We start from the raw sequence: 16,548 nt of genomic DNA, 5'->3' as shown, positions 1-16,548 counted from the left end.
CTTTAGATGTGTTGCTGATAATAGGCTTGGATTCGCCATGTCCGAAAGCCCCATTCACGCCACGTGTCGATACGGTTTCGGTTTAGCGCGTAGCGCATCGGTCTGCCACACAGCTGTTGGTTGGTCTCAAGCTCGTAGGCGTGGATGGTGGGATAAGCATCGGTGCCCAGGTTGCAAACGTAGTAGTCATCGCGCAAGGCTACATCGCCGTGATGCAGGTTGTAGTTGGCAATGATCGCAGCAAAATTTACGAAGCAACAGACATATAATGTGACCAGTGTTGCCACACAGCACCGCCGCAGTAGCCAGGCGCGGGTTTGACCCAGGTGGATTTGCAACAGGGTCAGAACCAGCCCAACCATCACCAGCGCCATCCAGATGAAGGCGGCGACCCGCAAATGGGTCAGTGCGTAAGCCTCAACGTAGAATTGCAATCGAAAGGCCGCAGTCACCACCAGAAACACATTCTGCGCAAGCCACAAATAGACCAGCACCCGCAGCGTTGCGTCGGTTTTGATCATGGAATGGGTTGCCAGCGTAAACAACCCTGCCAGCAAGGCGGTCACGACCAAGGGATAGGCGCCCCGATGGGCATAGGTTGCATAGCTCATCCCCTCTGGTAGCGCCACGCCACCGGTTAGGATACCGAGGTCCATGACCGTTTGCACAAGAAACAGAAGATTGAACAGCATCAGCGAGTTGCGCACAGATGCCGGGTTGATCAAGAAAGCGGATCGGGCAGGCCCGGCCATCGGAGCAACAGGTTGGCGGGTCCTTGGACCCAGCCACGGGTCGCTAAGGTTCAGATAAGGCCAGATCAGACAGGCACATATGCCCCAGAACAAGACCCTTAGCCAGAACTCTCTTGCTAGCAGATACCCTGGATCAAGCGCCTCAATCACGTTTTCAAGCACCGGGTTCGCACTGGCCAATAAGGCCAGAAACACCACCCCCATGATCAGCGGCAACAGCAGTGACGCTGCGTGGTTGCGCAGGCCCGTGCCCAAGTTGACATCGTGTTTTTCTGACAGAACGTCTCGGATCAGTAAAGCAGCGCCAATGGTCGGCAAGCGGAACGCCAACCGCATTGCTCCGCCTTCGTTCGACTTCCCGCCATAGATAACCCAAACCGCCAGACAGATAACGCCGCCCAGGCTGAACAGCATCGACAGGAATTGCAGATCAATCGCCACCGGCAGATTGCACAAAACGGCAAATCCGATCGCCCAGATCCATTCTAATCCGCTGGGCCGTTCGCGTTTGGCAAACATGATCGCAGCTGACAAGACCAGCGCAAACACAGCGACAGAGATGCCCAATGGTTGCTTCCAGAACAACCAGTCCGCCAGCGTGACCAGCGCCGCCAGCAACGGGATTGCATGCTGCACACGAACCAAGCTGAGCAATGGGCCATCCGGCTTTGTGCTGCGATGGTGATCCCCTTGTGGTGTGATGATCGTTTCCAACCACCATGCATCGCGTTTGATGCGGTCCGGAACGCCTTGGATGATCAGTTCCTGCCTCATGTTCTGCCCCTTGATTGCCAGTCTGATTGTCAGCAAACCTGCCCGTGCCAAATGCAGCTTTGCCAATCCGTGTGCGTAGGGATCGAGGGGCTTTCGTGCAGGTTTCGTGCAGGCCGGGGATGATAGTTTGGCCAGCGCAAACCCGGGCATCCTGACCTTGGCTTACAGCAGAATCGGGATCGATACGGGAACAGCGAATAGCGTCGATACATAAGTCACTAAAATTTAGTGAATTGACGTTCGCGTAACTTAAACTCTGGAAATTTCCTGTAACTTCTGCAAGATACGTCGACACGTTTGGAAGTACGCTCTTCCAATAATATGGATTCGGTGGGGTATTGCCGATATTCTGGCGCAAAGAGCGAGCGTCAGCAGGGGGACATTAAAATGGGCGAGGGGTCATGACAAAACTTGTCACCCATTCAACCCGTCTTGGGAAAGTCCTTGCCCAGGCCGGGCTGGAAGAGTTTTTACCCCGTTTTGCTGAAGAAGAAGTCTCGGATGACATTCTCGACGATCTGACCGACCCTGATCTGCGCGATCTAGGCCTTACAGTTGGTCAGCGAAAGCGCTTTCGCCAAGCTCAGATCGCATTGAAAACACTGGATATTGCGGACGACCCCCAGGTTTCCCGCGTGGCCGAGCGGCGCCAATTGACCCTGGTGTTTTGCGATCTGGTGGGGTCAACCCAACTGGCTCAGCGTTATGATCCAGAAGAACTGATGCAGATCATGACGCTGTATCTGGATACCGCTATCGGCACGATGAAGCGGCATGGTTGCCATTTGGCGTATCGCCAGGGCGATGGGATCATGATGTATTTCGGCTACCCCAAAGCGATGGAAGATGATGCCGAACGCGCGGTCCGGGCCGTGCTGGAAACCATCGAAGCCGTACAGAATCTGGATACGACATTCGGCGAAAACCTGAATTTGCGCGCGGGTATTGCCACGGGCCTTGTCGTTGTGGGTGTTGTCACCTCAAAAAGCCTGGGCACCGAAGACTTTCTTGTCGGTGAAACTGCAAACCTGGCCTCGCGCCTGCAAGGCCTTGCCAATCCGGGCGAGGTAATCGTTTCTTCGGAAACGCAGCAGCTGACCAAAGGCACGTTCGAATTCGAGCCGCGCGGCAGTCACGAACTCAAAGGGTTTCAGAACGAACGCACCGTGTATCGCGTGGTGTCCGAGACACTGTCATCCAGCCGCTTTGATGCGCGTTCAGGGCCATCGGCCGTGACGCTGGTTTCTCGACAGAACCATCTGTCAACGCTGACGGACCTGTGGGAGCGTGCCAAGGCTGGCACGGGTCAATTGGCCTTTGTTGGCGGTGCGCCGGGAATTGGCAAATCGCGTTTAATAAAGTCACTTTCCGAGACGCTGGGCACTGAACCCATTACGTTGCAATGTGTGCCGCATCTGGCCAGTTTGCCGCTGCATCCGCTTCAGGGAAAGCTGCGCAGCCTGTCACGCCATGGCTCTGACGAAACAGACATTCGCGCTGCGATCTCGAAGTTTGCTGAACGCTCATCCCGACTGACCAAAGCGGATGTTCCCCTGTTGGTGGACCTTGCAGGCCTCGCCACAGAAGCACCAATCGAATCCGACCCGATGAAAAAGGCGCGCATGTCTTTGGACATGTTGATCCGATGTACGGCCAGCATCTGCGACTACAACGGCTCGATGCTGCTGGTATTGGAAGATGTGCATTGGGCGGACGCCACTACACTGGACGCGCTGGATGCTCTGTTCAGCGTTTTGGAACAATTCCCGATCCTGGTGGTCATGTCACACCGCCCTGAATACCAACCGCCCGAGCATTTCGCCGGACGGGCAGAGTTCATCGACCTGACCCCTCTGGGCAAAACCGAGGCCTCTGAACTGGTGCGCCGTGTCGCGGAACCGCGCAGCCTGCCGGTGATCCTGATCAGGCAGATCATCGAAAAGGCGGACGGCGTTCCGCTTTATATCGAGGAAATGACCAAGGCCGTTCTGGATCAGCTGCCACAGGACGCGCCGATCGATACCGCTGTTCTAGATGCCCTGAGCATCCCGACGACCCTGCAAGATTCGCTGATGTCACGTCTTGACCGCATGGAAAATGCAAAACCGATTGCACAGCTTGGATCGGTGATCGGCCGCAGCTTCACCGCGCCGATGATCCGCGCCGTTGCACCGGATGACACAGATGTCGATTCCGCGCTGATACAATTGATGGCCGCTGGGCTGGTATTGGCCACAAGCAAGGCGGGCACTGCCACTTACACCTTTAACCACGCGCTTGTTCAGGATACCGCCTATAGCTCACTGCTGCGTGATGACCGTGAGAAGATCCATCTGAAGATTGCTCAGGCCCTGTTGGACGGCAATAAGGCCTTTGGCACACCCGCCCCGGATACGATTGCCCACCACTGCGATCTTGGCGGGCTGAACGATGAGGCGGTGACGCATTGGATCACTGCCGGGGAACAGGCCCTCTCGCGGCTTGCGAACCTGCCTGCCATCTCGGCCTTCCGGGCCGCACTTCGGAACATCGGAACACTGCCCGGCGCCGCCGAACGGGATGGGCTGGAATTGCGCGTTCAAATGAACGTGCTGCCCGCCTATATGGCGATCTACGGCTGGTCCTCGGATCAGGTTGCCCAAACCGCCGCGCGCGCCATGGAACTGGCGCAGGCGCTTGGCGATGGCGAAACGCTGTTTGCGGCCACTTTCTGCCGCTGGACCCATTTCTTTGTCGCTGGCGAAATGAATCGCGCGATGGAAATGGGGCAGGCGCTTGATGGAATGGCAAGTGTTGCCAAGGATCCTGTGACCAACGTCCTCGCAGCGCGCGCACTGAGTTTCACGCACTATTTCCAGGGTGATTTCGAAGCATGCCAGGCCCAGGTTACCCGGGGGCTTGATCTGATCTCGCCCGAACTGGATGCGGCGACGCTTCCGATGACCCAATCCTCGACCGCTGCATCCTTGCATGCGATCCGGGGTTGCCTGTTGTGGCAATTGGGCCAGTTTGACGAGGCCGAAGCCGCCCGTCTGGAATCGATCGAGATTAGCCGATCCCTAAAACACGCGCCCAATCTGGTTTACATCATGGGCGCCTGTTCAATGTTCCTGCCCTATGCGGGTGAATGGGAACGGATGGACAAAACGATGAAAGAAGCCCGCCAGATCGCGGATGAAGAAGGGTTTCTATATCTGCACGCGATGCAGGACATCTATATGGGCCTTGCGCAGGCCGGAATGGGTGATGTCGACGGTGGTGCAGCGCGGGTTGAAACCTATATGGACATGGTCTCGAACGCGGGTGGCAACTTTACCTTTCCGCAAAACCAGATCGTTTTGTCCGAACTGCAAATCGACCAGGGCCATATCGAACAGGCCCTGGACCGGCTTGAACGTATCTGCCAACCCGGATGGGCCCGCGGAGAGCTATTGAACAAGCCTGAATATCACCGCGTCCGGGCCAAGGCCTTTGCCGCTCTGGGCGATATAGACAAAGCTATGTCCGAGGCGGAAACTGCGCTACAATTGGCCCAAGATACTGGTGCCATTGTATTAGAAGATCGCGCGAGGCGGCTGTTGGAAACGCTGAGCGCTGAAGCAACAATTGATAAAGCTGCCAATATTATTTGAGCAGTCCCAACAGGAGGGATTTTTGATGACCGAGGCACTTGATTGGAGTCAGGAGCAGTGGAGTACTGTAAGTCAGGTTGTGCATGATGAGGCGCTGCGCGCACGCGTTGCAGCCAGCTTTCTGCCGCTCTATGGCCCTCTGCCCGCCGACACCCAGGCCGTTCCCCTGAACAGTCTTGAACTGTCCCCATCGCCGGGTGGGGCCGCCAAGCGCTTTGTGGTGAATGACTATGACACAACCCGACTGTCGACGGTGTCAGTCAATGTTTATCTGAAAAACGCCCAGATGTCGGATCCTGAATTGTCTGCGGCACAGATCATGTTTCGCCGCGCAGCAGCCGTTGTTGCCCGCGTCGAAGATCAGATCATTTTCAACGGCCAACCGGGAACGGGTAAAGGCCCGACCCCAGTAGGCCCCGAGAAACTGCCCGAGGTCTATACCGTCAGCGGTGGTGGCAAGTATGATGGCCTGTTGCAAGAAGGGGCAAAAAACCCGACCACCGGCACCAAAGCCGGAGCCACACCCACCGGAGACGAGGTCTTTCAGGCGGTTGTTGCAGGGATCAACAAACTGGAAACCGAAGGACATCTGGGGCCGTTTGCCTGTGTGATGGGCAACACCCTGTTCCGGGCGATCACGACGCCTTTGCCAAACTCGATGGTTCTGCCGCGCGACAGCATCCTGCCGTTCCTGGATGGTCCGCTGCTGCGCTCGAGCGCCATTCCAGAGGACAAGGCCATACTGGTCTCGCTGCAGGGTGCACCGATTGAGATCGTGGTGCCATCGGATATCTCGGTGAAATATCTGCAAACTTCGGCCGATGGTGACAATATCTTCCGTGTGCAGCAGAAATTCCGCCTGAGGGTCAAAGAAGGCGAGGCCGTCACCACAATCTCGTTCTGATCTGGACATGGTCATGCGGGAGTTCACCGATAAAGGGGTTACTCTGCGTTGGTCCGAGGCGGTCACGCAGGTGGCCAGTGGTGTACAACGGGTTCTGGTTGAGGCAGGACCCGCCGTGTCATCACATGACACGCTGCGTCTGATCTTCTCGGCAAACGGCGGGCCTGAACGCGCGGTCCGAGGGTGGCCTGTAGGCTGTGATCCGCAGACTGGAATGCAGCAATTTGCGGCAGCGTTGCCAATGGCCATGAAAGGGCACCCTTTGGCATGGCGACCGGTTCTGACCGCCAGTGGGCGAGAGGTCGACCCTGGCCAACAGACGATAGCAAAGCCAGAAGCCGCCAAGATAACAAAGGCGGATCAGCGGTCACCATCTCTGGAACATATAGCGCATTTTGTTGTGCCCTTTGAGGCGAATTTCCATGCAACGGGCGAAACCCCGGATGGTGTTTGGCTGCATTTTGCCATCCGCGAAGGCGGCACCGTGACGGGCCCAAAGCTGAACGGTACAATTGAACCCGTTGGCGGTGATTGGATGCAGGTCCGTCCGGACGGCGTTGGTAATCTGCATGCCAAGGCGATGATCAAACCCTCAGATGGTGGCGCGCCAATCATGTTCGATGACAGCGGCATTTGTGACTTTGGGCAATCTGGATTCGCTGCGCTTTGCAAGGGGCAGTTGCCCGCCACGGCCCCTGTGCGCATCGCGTCTCGATATCTGACGTCAAACGCGCGCTATACCTGGTTGAACCGGGTGCAGGGATTTGGGATTGGGCAGGCCAGCCTGTCTGATGTGACTCTACGGTTTGACGTCTATTCCGCGAAAGGAACATCCGATGGCTAAGAAGGTCGTCATACTGGGCGGAGGCATCGGCGGGATGAGCGCCGCGCATGAGCTGATCGAACGTGGCTTTGAAGTTGAAGTTCACGAACGCCAGCTGATTGCGGGCGGCAAGGCGCGCAGCATCCCCGTGATGAAAAGCGAAGATGATCGCGGGTCAAAGGCCAAGCATATCAAAGCATTGCAGCAATGGGTTGATATGGACGGCGCTGATTTCCCGCCCGGCGTCAAACGCCCATGGCTACCTGGGGAGCACGGGTTCCGGTTCTTTCCAAATTTCTACCGGCATATCACCGATACCATGGCGCGCACGCCCTATTACGACAAGGGGACTTGTTACGACAATCTAATGCCGACAACACAAGTTCTTGTCTGCCAGTTTGACAAGCCCGGCATCATCGTACCCGAGCGGTTTCCGCGATCTTTGAAGGAATTCGCCGACGCGCTTAAGACCTTTGCCTATACGATATCGCCTCGGGACCAGATTGGTTTTGAGGACGTAGAGCATTTCCTAAGTTGCATGTGGCGCATCGCAACCTCATGCAAAGAGCGTCGGGATGACGAATATGAGCGTACCGGTTGGTGGGATTTCATCGGTGCCGACGACCGATCGGAAGCATACCAGAAATTCCTGGCCATCGGCCTGACGCGATCCCTGGTGGCGGCCAAGGCGAACACGGCCAGCACAAAGACCGTCGGCGACATCGCCATCCAATTGCAGATGGGCATTGCCACACCCGAACCCCATTGCAACCGATTGCTGAACGGGCCGACCAATCTGGTTTGGATACAACCCTGGCTCAACTATCTGGAAAGCAAAGGGGTGGTCTACAAGTTCGACTCGAAAGTGACGGGGATCGAATGCCAGGACGGGCGTATTGTCAGCGCGACGGTCGAACGCGATGGGCGGCAGGAAACCGTGACCGGAGATTGGTTCATCAGCGCCTTGCCGATCGAACGGATCGCCCCACTTGTAACCCCTGCCATGACCGCCATAGACCCCGCTTTGGCCAAGCTGAAACTGCTGGCTGAAAATGTTCAGTGGATGAATGGCATCCAGTACTATCTGACGAAAGAGGTCGAGCTGACTCATGGTCATGTGATCTTTATCGACAGCCCATGGGCCTTGACTGCTGTATCGCAGAAACAGTTCTGGCCCGGTATCAACTTCGAGAATTGGGCCGAGGGTAAGACCAAGGGCTTGCTGTCCATCGATATCTCGGAATGGGACAAACCAGGCTTGAACGGAAAAACCGCGCGCAACTGTTCCCGCGATGAGATTGCGGAGGAGGTCTGGGCACAACTCAAACGCAGCCTCAATGTGGATGGCCAAACCATTCTGCGGGATGAGGATATGCACTATTGGTTCCTCGATCCCGATATCGTTGCCGACCCTGAACATCCCTCTCGTATGACCAATGTCGAGCCTTTGCTGGTCAACCGCATCAACACATGGCGCCTGCGTCCGAATGCTGCCACGTTGATTCAGAATTTCTTTTTGGCGTCTGACTATGTGCGCACCTATACCGATCTTGCCACGATGGAAGGCGCGAACGAGGCTGCCCGGCGTGCCGTCAATGGTATCCTGCGGCGCTGCGGATCGGATGCGGAGCGCTGCAAAATCTGGGACCTGCACGAGCCCGACATCCTGCGCCCGTTGCGCGCCTATGACTACGCGCGATATCAGGCTGGCTTGCCTTGGGACGAGAGATTTTCCGAGGCGGTTCAGGCCTCGTTGCGGTCTGCACAGGATACAACCGGCACAACCGGCGGTGGCGAGGGACCGTTGGCTGCGGTGGGACCAGCGGCCGGAGAGTACTCGAAACCCGGTGGAATTGTCGAAGAACCTGCTGTAGCAGACGCGCTACGGATGGTCTGCCCCCCAGAAGCATTATACGATCTGATGGCGTCTTATGTACCCGGCGTCGACATTCCGATACCCGGTGCTGAACAGGCCGAAACGGCGGCCCTGGATGTCGTCGGAAACAGTGCCGAACCCTCATCGCTTCCCGGGGTAAACCGGGTGATGGGGACGTCTTTGAATTCAAAGTCTAACCCGAAGGGCGGCGTTGCAGGCGGCACTGCGGGTCGCAAAGTCATTATCACGCAGAAGGGCTGAACCGGTGGGCGCATCAACCGCGCAATTGGACCCGGCGGCGACGCAGGGCTTTTTGGAACAGCTGACCCGATATGGGGATCAGGCGCGTCAGGCGTTGTTGGGACGTTTGCCCACGACCGAACCGCAGGATTATCTGTACGGCCCGATGCGCGACTACATCGAAACCTCTGGCAAAGGTTTGCGTCCCGCGCTGCTGCTGGCCACATGCGAGGCGTTCGGCGGCAAAACCGATGACGCCATGGTCTCGGCTGCGGTACTGGAACTGCTGCACAATGCCTTTCTGATCCATGATGACATCGAAGATGTCAGCGACTTCCGGCGGGGCAGAGAGTGCATGCACAAACGTCTTGGCGTGCCGATGGCCATCAATACCGGCGACGGTATGCAGGCGATGGCCTTGCGTCTGCTGCGCGACAATCTTGACCCTCTCGGCCCTGAAACCTCGGCTCGGGTTCTGGATGAGTTTGACCACCTTCTGATGCAATCTATCGAGGGCCAGGCGATTGAACTGGGCTGGATTCGAGACAACCGGCTGGATGTGACCCCAGCCGACTATCTTAACATGTGTCTGAAAAAGACCTGCTGGTACAGCTTCATCCATCCGATGCGGATCGGGGCGCTGATAGCGCGACCAGAAGATGTCGCCTCGGGCAAGCTCAACCTGGACGATTTCAACGCGTTTGGCTTCTTTCTGGGTGCTGCCTTTCAGATTCAGGATGATGTTCTGAACCTTGTCGGCAGTCAGGACAAATACGGTAAGGAAATCGGCGGCGATATCTACGAAGGTAAACGGACCCTGATGCTAAGCCAGCTGAGTCAACATGGCGAGACCCGCGAGAAAGACCGGCTGATGCATTTTCTGTCCAATCCCAGGCAGGATCGCTCGGCTCATGATGTAGATTGGGTTTTGGATCGGATGCATCACTATGGCTGCGTCGAATATGCACAACGGGGAGCTGACGATCTGTTGCAATCCGCCCGTCAGGAGTTCGAACAGGTCTTTGCAGGTGCCGAGGGCGGGCCGCGCGCCTTCCTGGGTCAGTTCATGGATTATCTTGTCGCAAGACAGGTCTAGCGGACAGGATCACCCGTCCACAATCTCGAAAATCACCACCATCGCGGATGTCTCTGACCCAAAGCTGTGAACCCGCCCGTGATAACGGCCCGGTTCAGCCAGGTCATGCACCGTTAGTATGACGCGCACTTCGCCCACTTCGCCCGGTGCAAGCCGCACCGCTGGTGGGTCGACACGCAGTCGATCTGCCGGGATCACGGCGCCTTCTTCATTGGTCAGGTCCCCCGGTTCAAACCGCAATTCCACGGTTTCTCCATCAGCAGGGGCCGCGATGGACAGAACAATTGTCCCTTTGCTGCCTGGGGTACAAACTGTGCGGCATAGAAAGGGTCCGTCCAGAGGTAGTTTCTGACCACTTTCTGCATCCAATACGCGACGGGCCAGTTCAGATATCGGCGTCTGATCCAACATGGGCGCGGTCGGAGAGACGGCGTCAATCATGCTGGCATAGGGTTTTCGCTCAAAATATGGCATGTCTAAATGTGCACCGGTTGCGGCGCTCAGTAAACAGGATTCTCACTGAAATGGCTTGGCAATTGCGGTTTTCTGACAGGCCCTATCAGTCTGATTAGACTTTCGCCGCGCCACCTACCGAAGCTCTTCAACGGTGACTTTGCCGCTCGGGCGCACATCGATCTCAAAATGACGCGCCTGCACAACATCCTGCACGGCAGGTGGCACAAAACAAACCCAGTTCTCATGACCCGGTCGGCGTACACTTTGGTATCGGATACCCACGCGCGCAACTGCAGGCCCTGTCCGGCGGACATACTCGCCAAACCGTTGAGGGGTAGGATAGGTCGCATCATCGGGGTCATGAAATTCGGGGTGTTGACCAAATACATCGACAAAGGTTCCTACCAACCGCGCCTCATACTCCCGATAGGCTTCGCGCTTATGGGTCAAACCAGACAAGGCGATTTCCTTGCGTAGACCATTTGCAACCTCAAGCACCGAAGTCATCAGGTCGGTTGCGGCATACCATGCACCCAAAACCGATGAGGTAAAGCGCATTCCCGTGACCGATCCGTGCAGAAACGAGGACATGACAATACTGGCATTCGGTCGGCCATAGACCCATTGCGATCGATCCAGCCGCGACAAGCGCGTGGCCACCAGCCGGTCATTGGTCCAACCTTCAAGCTCAAAGATATCAGCCAGATCGTCCTCGCTGGTCACGGCCTCGAAGGCTGGAACAGGGGGAAACCGGGTTGGGATGATGCGACGAGTGTGTGTTGGGGCTTGCACGCCGGGATAGGCGGTCAGGTTCCAACTCACAGAAAGACCACATCGTCTTCGGTAACCGGCTCAAAACTGCCCTCGGGCACACCATGACCCATGTCACCCCCGCGCCAGGCATCCAGATACCGGCGCACATTCATCATCCCGTCCTGCCCGCCGCCGACGATCAGTTCCAGGGGCGAGGACCCGGCAAAGATCGTGCCCTGATGCGGGTTGCTCAGCCATTTCACGGCCTGATCCTGATCCAGAAACAGGATCGACAGGGCCTTGTAGATTCCCAGAACAGCTGAAATGCGCACCAGTGTGTCAAAGGGCAAAGAAATCGGTTTGTGATCCAAAGCTTTCTTGATCCAGGCATGATAGGTTGATCGACCAGGATACCCCAGCGCCGCGATCCTTTGTGCCTCGCTCAGCCCCCAGGCTTCGGCGATGTTGCGAAATGTGCGCAGCCCTGGCCCGCTGAGACGTGCGCGATCAGCCGCGCCGACCGGGATCAGCCGCGGGGCAGTAGTAGTATCCTGCGGCAAGGTTGCGATTTCCATGGCCCTATTGTCCTTTATTGGATGCAATATCTATATATAGACAAGGTGGTCAAATATCAACAATCTCACGCGTTGACCACGCAGGCCAGTTTGCCTATGCCGAATAGGCTGAAGGGCGCAAAAACAGCGACATTGGACAGTGTCTTGAAAAAAACCAGCCTTCTGGACCATGCAATACTGATGATCGGGGCGGCTGTGATGACCGGTCCGATTGTTGTTTTGGGCTGGCAACTGGTGGCTAGTGTCGGGGCGGAACAGCTGGGCGCGCTATTCACGAACCTCTGGGTTAACGGCGTCAGTAGCAATGCGATCGGCGCAGGCGCGATGCTGTGGAATTCATTAGTTATAGCACTTGGAGTCGCCATTCTGAAATGCTCCGTTTCCATGCTGGCGGCCTATGCATTGGTCTTTTTCCGCCTGAGATGGAATAACCTGATCTTTGGGGCAATTCTGATGGCGATGTTCTTTCCCATCGAAAGCCGAATGCTACCAACCTTTGCCGTTACCAGCGATCTTGGGCTACTGAACTCTTACGCAGGGATGATCCTGCCGGTTACCGCCAGCGGCCTGGGCGTGCTGGTCCTGAACCAGTTCCTGCGGCAGATCCCGGTGGAATTGATGGAGGCTGCCCGAATGGACGGGGCCGGGCCAATGCGTTTCTTGTGGGATACAGTGCTGCCCTTGTCCCTGCCGATGGTTGCCGCACTGTTTGCGATCCTGTTTGTATTTGGCTGGAACCAATATGCCTGGCCAATCATCATCACAACAACCAGTCTGACCCACAGTACACTGGTCAGCGGGATGACCTATGCCGGGGTAGGCAGCCCGTCCGGAATGGCGCTGGCCTTGATGGCCTTGGGGCCACCAGCCCTTATCCTGTTGCTGGTTCAACGTCAGCTTGTGCGCACCCTGACCGCCGGAATTCACTAACAGCGAGGCGGCTTAGTTCAGAACCAGATCAGCGCGGCAAGAGTTTGATAGAATGCGTTTTGCATTCGGGATGTCATTGGCGAATGCCCGATCTCTGGCGGCGTCCGGGGATAGACCATGATCCAACCAGCGTTGCTGCAGCCGCGCTTCAAGCGTTTCCAGATCAATATCGAGGAAAACGCTGAGCGCCCAATGCTCGGATAAATTGGACCAGCCGGGTTCTTGTAGCAACAAGTAGTTGCCTTCGACCAGAACAAGCCTCTGGTCGGGTGTCACTAGCCCACGGGCGGCAATGGATTTGTCGATCTCACGGTCGAATTCCGGAACGGCAACCTCACCCTCAGTCACCAACCGGTGCAACAAGGCTTGAAACCCCGCAACATCAAATGTCTCAGGGGCACCTTTGCGAGGAAGCAGATCGCGGGCGGAAAGAATGGCGTTATCATAGTGAAACCCGTCCATCGACACGAGGCCTGTGGCGATCCCTTGTTGCTGCAAAAGATCACGCGTCAGGGCCGCTACGGTTGATTTACCCGCCCCCGGCGGACCTGCTATTGCGGCCAGATTTCGCGTTTGCCTCTGCGGCAACGCCCGGACCGTATCAGCAATACGGTGCGCCAAAGCCGACGCGCTAGAGCGGTCGTTGCTCACGCCGCCATGCCTTCACTCGAGGGTTCTTTGGCGCCGGTCATGAAGGCCACCGCGTCCGACATTGTGTAGTCTTTGGGATCAATGACACAAAGCCGTTTACCAAGACGATGAACATGGATGCGGTCGGCGACCTCAAACACATGGGGCATGTTATGGCTGATCAAAATGATCGGAATGCCGCGCGATTTCACATCCTGGATCAGTTCCAGAACCCTGCGGCTTTCTTTGACTCCAAGCGCCGCAGTGGGTTCGTCCAGAATGATGACCTTCGATCCAAAGGCTGCCGCCCGCGCGACGGCGACGCCCTGACGCTGACCGCCCGACAGCGTCTCAACCGCCTGATTGATGTTCTGGATCGTCATGAGGCCCAGTTCGCTCAGCTTGTCGCGTGCGAATTTTTCCATCGCGGGTCGGTCGAGCATCCGAAACAGCGACCCCATCGGGCCCTTGCGACGAATCTCGCGCCCCATGAACATGTTGTCGGCAATCGACAGGGCAGGGGACATGGCCAGTGTTTGATATACCGTTTCAATCCCGGCTTCGCGCGCATCGATGGGCGACTGAAACTGGACCCTCTGCCCATCCAACCAGACATCGCCCTCGTCCGGGGTTACCGCCCCAGAAACCGCTTTGATCAGCGTGGATTTACCTGCACCGTTGTCCCCGATCACAGCCAGAATCTCACCCGGCATCAGGTCAAAATCACACTGGTCCAGTGCTGTGACCTTGCCGTAGCGTTTCACAAGGTTGCGTCCTTTGAGAATGGGTTCCATCAGGCTGATACCTTTCTGATCCATTGGTCGACCGCGACCGCTGCAATGATGAGAATACCGATCAACAGGAAGGTCCACTGCGCATCCGCTCCGAGCAGGCGCAGACCTAGCGTGAACACCCCAACGATGAGCGCCCCGAATAGCGACCCCAAGATCGAGCCGCGCCCGCCAAACAGAGAGATGCCCCCGATCACAACCGCCGTGATGCTTTCGATATTGGCCAATTGGCCCGAGGTTGGCGAAACAGAACCGATGCGACCGATCAAGGCCCAGCCCGCAAAGGCGCAGATTAGACCGGATAGCATATAGACGGACATCAGGGTGCGATGCACGTTCACGCCAGAAAGTTCAGCCGCTTCGGGATCATCGCCCACCGCATAAACATGTCGCCCCCAGGCCGTATGCCTGAGCGCGTAGGCCAGCACCAAAATCAGGACCAGCATGAAGATCACACCGACGGTGAAAACCGCCCCACCGATATTGAATTTCTCACCAAAGATCTGAAGGATCGGAGCGTTCGCCTCGATATCTTGCGACCGGATTGTTTCGTTCTGCGAATACAGGAAGTTCGCGGCCAGAATGATCTGCCACATGCCGAGTGTTACGATGAACGGTGGCAGCTTGACCCGGCTCACCAGATAGCCATTGATCGCTCCGATGGCTGTACCAACGGCCAATCCGCAGAGAATTGCAACTGAGGGCGGCAAGCCGTACCGAAATGTAAATTGCCCCATCACCACCGATGACATGACCATGATCGCGCCCACACTCAGATCTATGCCTGCAGTCAGGATAACCAGGCTCTGTGCGGCGGCGACGATGCCGACAATCTGCACCTGTTGCAGGATCAGTGTCAGCGCAAAAGGTGAGAAGAACTTCGACCCAAGCAACACACCGAATATGATAATGGCAACCACAAGGACGATCAGTGGAACAAGCGACGGGTTTATATGCAAAAAGTGCTGAACCGTCCCGACAAAACCCCGGTGATGATCTTCAAACTCAGCGACCTGTTCCGGGCTGCCCTGTGCGGCAGATTCGAAATCATCGGAGTGTCGTGGCGTATCGGACATAAATGGATCCCCCAAGCGTCAAGAGCCCGTCTGCGGACCACTTTAGCAAGTTTTTGGGTGAGAATGTGATGAGATGGCAGGAGGCCACTTCGCAGCCTCCTGCATGATCAGTTTAACCCCAGCAGAGGTTCATGCCTTCTTCGACAGAGATGGACTCGACCCCATCGGCGGCTGCGCCCGTGACAAGCGCGACTCCGGTGTCAAAAAAGTCTTTGCCCGGCGTGTTTTCAGGCTTCACACCCTCATCGGCCCATTTCTTGACAGCTTCAACACCAAGCGAGGCCATCAGCAACGGGTATTGCTGCGATGTTGCGCCGATCACGCCATCCGCCACGTTCTGAACGCCGGGGCAACCGCCATCAACAGAAACGATGAGCACGTCATTCTCGCGCCCAATGGCTTTGAGCGCCTCATACGCGCCCGCGGCAGCTGGTTCGTTGATCGTATGGACCACATTAATCGTCGGATCCTTGGCCAGCAGGTTCTCCATCGCGCGGCGACCACCTTCTTCGTTACCAGCGGTCACGTCGCTGCCAACCAGACGCGGGTCATCCTCATCACCGATCACATTTGGGTCGGCCAGATCAACGCCAAACCCTTTTAGGAAGCCCTGATTGCGCAGCACGTCCACTGTTGGTTGGCTTACAGCCAAATCCAATGTGGCGATTTTGGCGTCATTTGCGGCATCGCCCAGCGTTGCCTTGGCCCATTGGCCAATCAGAAGCCCGGCCAGGAAGTTATCAGTAGCAAAGGTCGCATCCGCTGAATCGATAGGCTCAAGCGGAGTATCCAACGCAATCACCAGTACACCTGCATCGCGCGCTTGCTGTACGGCGGGTACGATCGATGAGGTGTCCGAGGCAGTCAGCAAAATGCCTTTAGCGCCGTCCAGAATGCAGGTTTCAATCGCCTGAACCTGGGTCTCGTGGTCGCCATCCACCTTACCCGCGAAGGCCTTGAGCGTCATGCCAAGCTCTTCTGCTTTGGCAGTTGCGCCCTCTTTCATCTTCACAAAGAAGGGGTTGGTGTCGGTCTTGGTGATCAAACATACGGTGGTATCAGCAAACGCACTACCCGCCGTGACGGTCAGGGCCATTGCTGTCGCGCCTGCGAAAGTCGCAAGTTTCATGAAGTATCCTCCCAGTTTCTCCCATGCCGTGTTGGCATATGCGCAATCGTCCGGGTCGGGCCCGATCACACCCGAAAATCATCACAAGAATCTCAAAATGAGTCAATAAAT

At 56.7% G+C, this 16,548-nt stretch carries 14 protein-coding genes; 6 read left to right on the top strand and 8 right to left on the bottom strand.

Annotated elements, in window-relative coordinates; genetic code table 11:
- Positions 1 to 2: 2 nt before the first annotated feature.
- Positions 3 to 1,526: a DUF4153 domain-containing protein gene (locus tag AC2FFE_RS05105; RefSeq protein ID WP_496834227.1), complete on the bottom strand. Its 1,524-nt coding sequence runs from the start codon at positions 1,524 to 1,526 to the stop codon at positions 3 to 5.
- 401 nt (positions 1,527 to 1,927) lie between these two features.
- On the opposite strand from AC2FFE_RS05105, the gene AC2FFE_RS05100 reads away from it, so the two are divergent.
- From AC2FFE_RS05100 to AC2FFE_RS05080, 5 genes are read left to right on the top strand one after another with little or no spacing between them, the layout of a single operon-like run.
- The gene (locus tag AC2FFE_RS05100; RefSeq protein WP_496846058.1) at positions 1,928 to 5,158 is read left to right on the top strand and encodes an adenylate/guanylate cyclase domain-containing protein; all 3,231 of its coding nucleotides are present in this window, start codon (positions 1,928 to 1,930) and stop codon (positions 5,156 to 5,158) included.
- 25 nt (positions 5,159 to 5,183) lie between these two features.
- Positions 5,184 to 6,062: an encapsulin gene (locus AC2FFE_RS05095; RefSeq protein WP_496818041.1), complete on the top strand. Its 879-nt coding sequence runs from the start codon at positions 5,184 to 5,186 to the stop codon at positions 6,060 to 6,062.
- Positions 6,063 to 6,075: 13 nt separating this feature from the next.
- On the top strand, positions 6,076 to 6,906 hold the full coding sequence (locus AC2FFE_RS05090; protein ID WP_496846057.1) for a DUF3237 domain-containing protein: 831 nt from the start codon (positions 6,076 to 6,078) through the stop codon (positions 6,904 to 6,906).
- Positions 6,899 to 9,022, top strand: a complete 2,124-nt coding sequence (locus AC2FFE_RS05085; protein ID WP_496846056.1) for a hydroxysqualene dehydroxylase — start codon at positions 6,899 to 6,901, stop codon at positions 9,020 to 9,022. The genes AC2FFE_RS05090 and AC2FFE_RS05085 overlap by 8 nt, the downstream gene beginning before the upstream one ends.
- A gap of 4 nt (positions 9,023 to 9,026) precedes the next feature.
- Positions 9,027 to 10,097 carry a polyprenyl synthetase family protein gene (locus AC2FFE_RS05080; RefSeq protein ID WP_496846055.1) on the top strand — a complete coding sequence of 357 codons (1,071 nt, stop codon included), beginning with the start codon at positions 9,027 to 9,029 and terminating at the stop codon, positions 10,095 to 10,097.
- A 9-nt stretch (positions 10,098 to 10,106) separates the two neighbouring features.
- Here AC2FFE_RS05080 and AC2FFE_RS05075 read toward each other — a convergent pair whose 3' ends face one another.
- The 3 genes from AC2FFE_RS05075 to AC2FFE_RS05065 form a co-directional block, all read right to left on the bottom strand.
- Positions 10,107 to 10,571, bottom strand: coding sequence for a hypothetical protein (locus AC2FFE_RS05075; protein ID WP_496846054.1), 465 nt, complete (start codon positions 10,569 to 10,571; stop codon positions 10,107 to 10,109).
- Between the two features lie 114 nt (positions 10,572 to 10,685).
- Positions 10,686 to 11,375 carry an RES family NAD+ phosphorylase gene (locus AC2FFE_RS05070; protein WP_496846053.1) on the bottom strand — a complete coding sequence of 230 codons (690 nt, stop codon included), beginning with the start codon at positions 11,373 to 11,375 and terminating at the stop codon, positions 10,686 to 10,688.
- Positions 11,372 to 11,881: an MbcA/ParS/Xre antitoxin family protein gene (locus AC2FFE_RS05065; RefSeq protein ID WP_496818047.1), complete on the bottom strand. Its 510-nt coding sequence runs from the start codon at positions 11,879 to 11,881 to the stop codon at positions 11,372 to 11,374. Before AC2FFE_RS05065 ends, AC2FFE_RS05070 begins: the two co-directional genes overlap by 4 nt.
- 144 nt (positions 11,882 to 12,025) lie before the next feature.
- Between AC2FFE_RS05065 and AC2FFE_RS05060 the strand changes: the two genes are divergently transcribed.
- Positions 12,026 to 12,811: an ABC transporter permease subunit gene (locus AC2FFE_RS05060; RefSeq protein ID WP_496818048.1), complete on the top strand. Its 786-nt coding sequence runs from the start codon at positions 12,026 to 12,028 to the stop codon at positions 12,809 to 12,811.
- Between the two features lie 12 nt (positions 12,812 to 12,823).
- On the opposite strand, the gene AC2FFE_RS05055 is transcribed toward AC2FFE_RS05060, so the two are convergent.
- The 4 genes from AC2FFE_RS05055 to AC2FFE_RS05040 all read right to left on the bottom strand — a co-directional run bounded on the left by AC2FFE_RS05055 (position 12,824) and on the right by AC2FFE_RS05040 (position 16,437).
- Positions 12,824 to 13,462, bottom strand: a complete 639-nt coding sequence (locus AC2FFE_RS05055) for a nucleoside/nucleotide kinase family protein (RefSeq protein WP_496818049.1) — start codon at positions 13,460 to 13,462, stop codon at positions 12,824 to 12,826.
- On the bottom strand, positions 13,459 to 14,235 hold the full coding sequence (locus AC2FFE_RS05050) for an ATP-binding cassette domain-containing protein (protein WP_496818050.1): 777 nt from the start codon (positions 14,233 to 14,235) through the stop codon (positions 13,459 to 13,461). The genes AC2FFE_RS05055 and AC2FFE_RS05050 overlap by 4 nt, the downstream gene beginning before the upstream one ends.
- A complete protein-coding gene (locus AC2FFE_RS05045; protein WP_496818051.1) occupies positions 14,235 to 15,308 on the bottom strand; it encodes an ABC transporter permease in 1,074 nt (357 codons plus the stop codon). Before AC2FFE_RS05045 ends, AC2FFE_RS05050 begins: the two co-directional genes overlap by 1 nt.
- Positions 15,309 to 15,420: 112 nt before the next feature.
- Entirely contained in the window at positions 15,421 to 16,437 is a 1,017-nt protein-coding gene (locus tag AC2FFE_RS05040; protein WP_496818052.1) for a sugar ABC transporter substrate-binding protein, read from the bottom strand.
- Positions 16,438 to 16,548 lie beyond the last annotated feature (111 nt).

The sequence above is a fragment of the Ruegeria sp. YTSA168 genome (genome assembly GCF_059610045.1).
The sequence above is the reverse complement of the archived record's forward strand: the minus strand, read 5'-3'. Positions and strand labels throughout refer to the sequence as shown.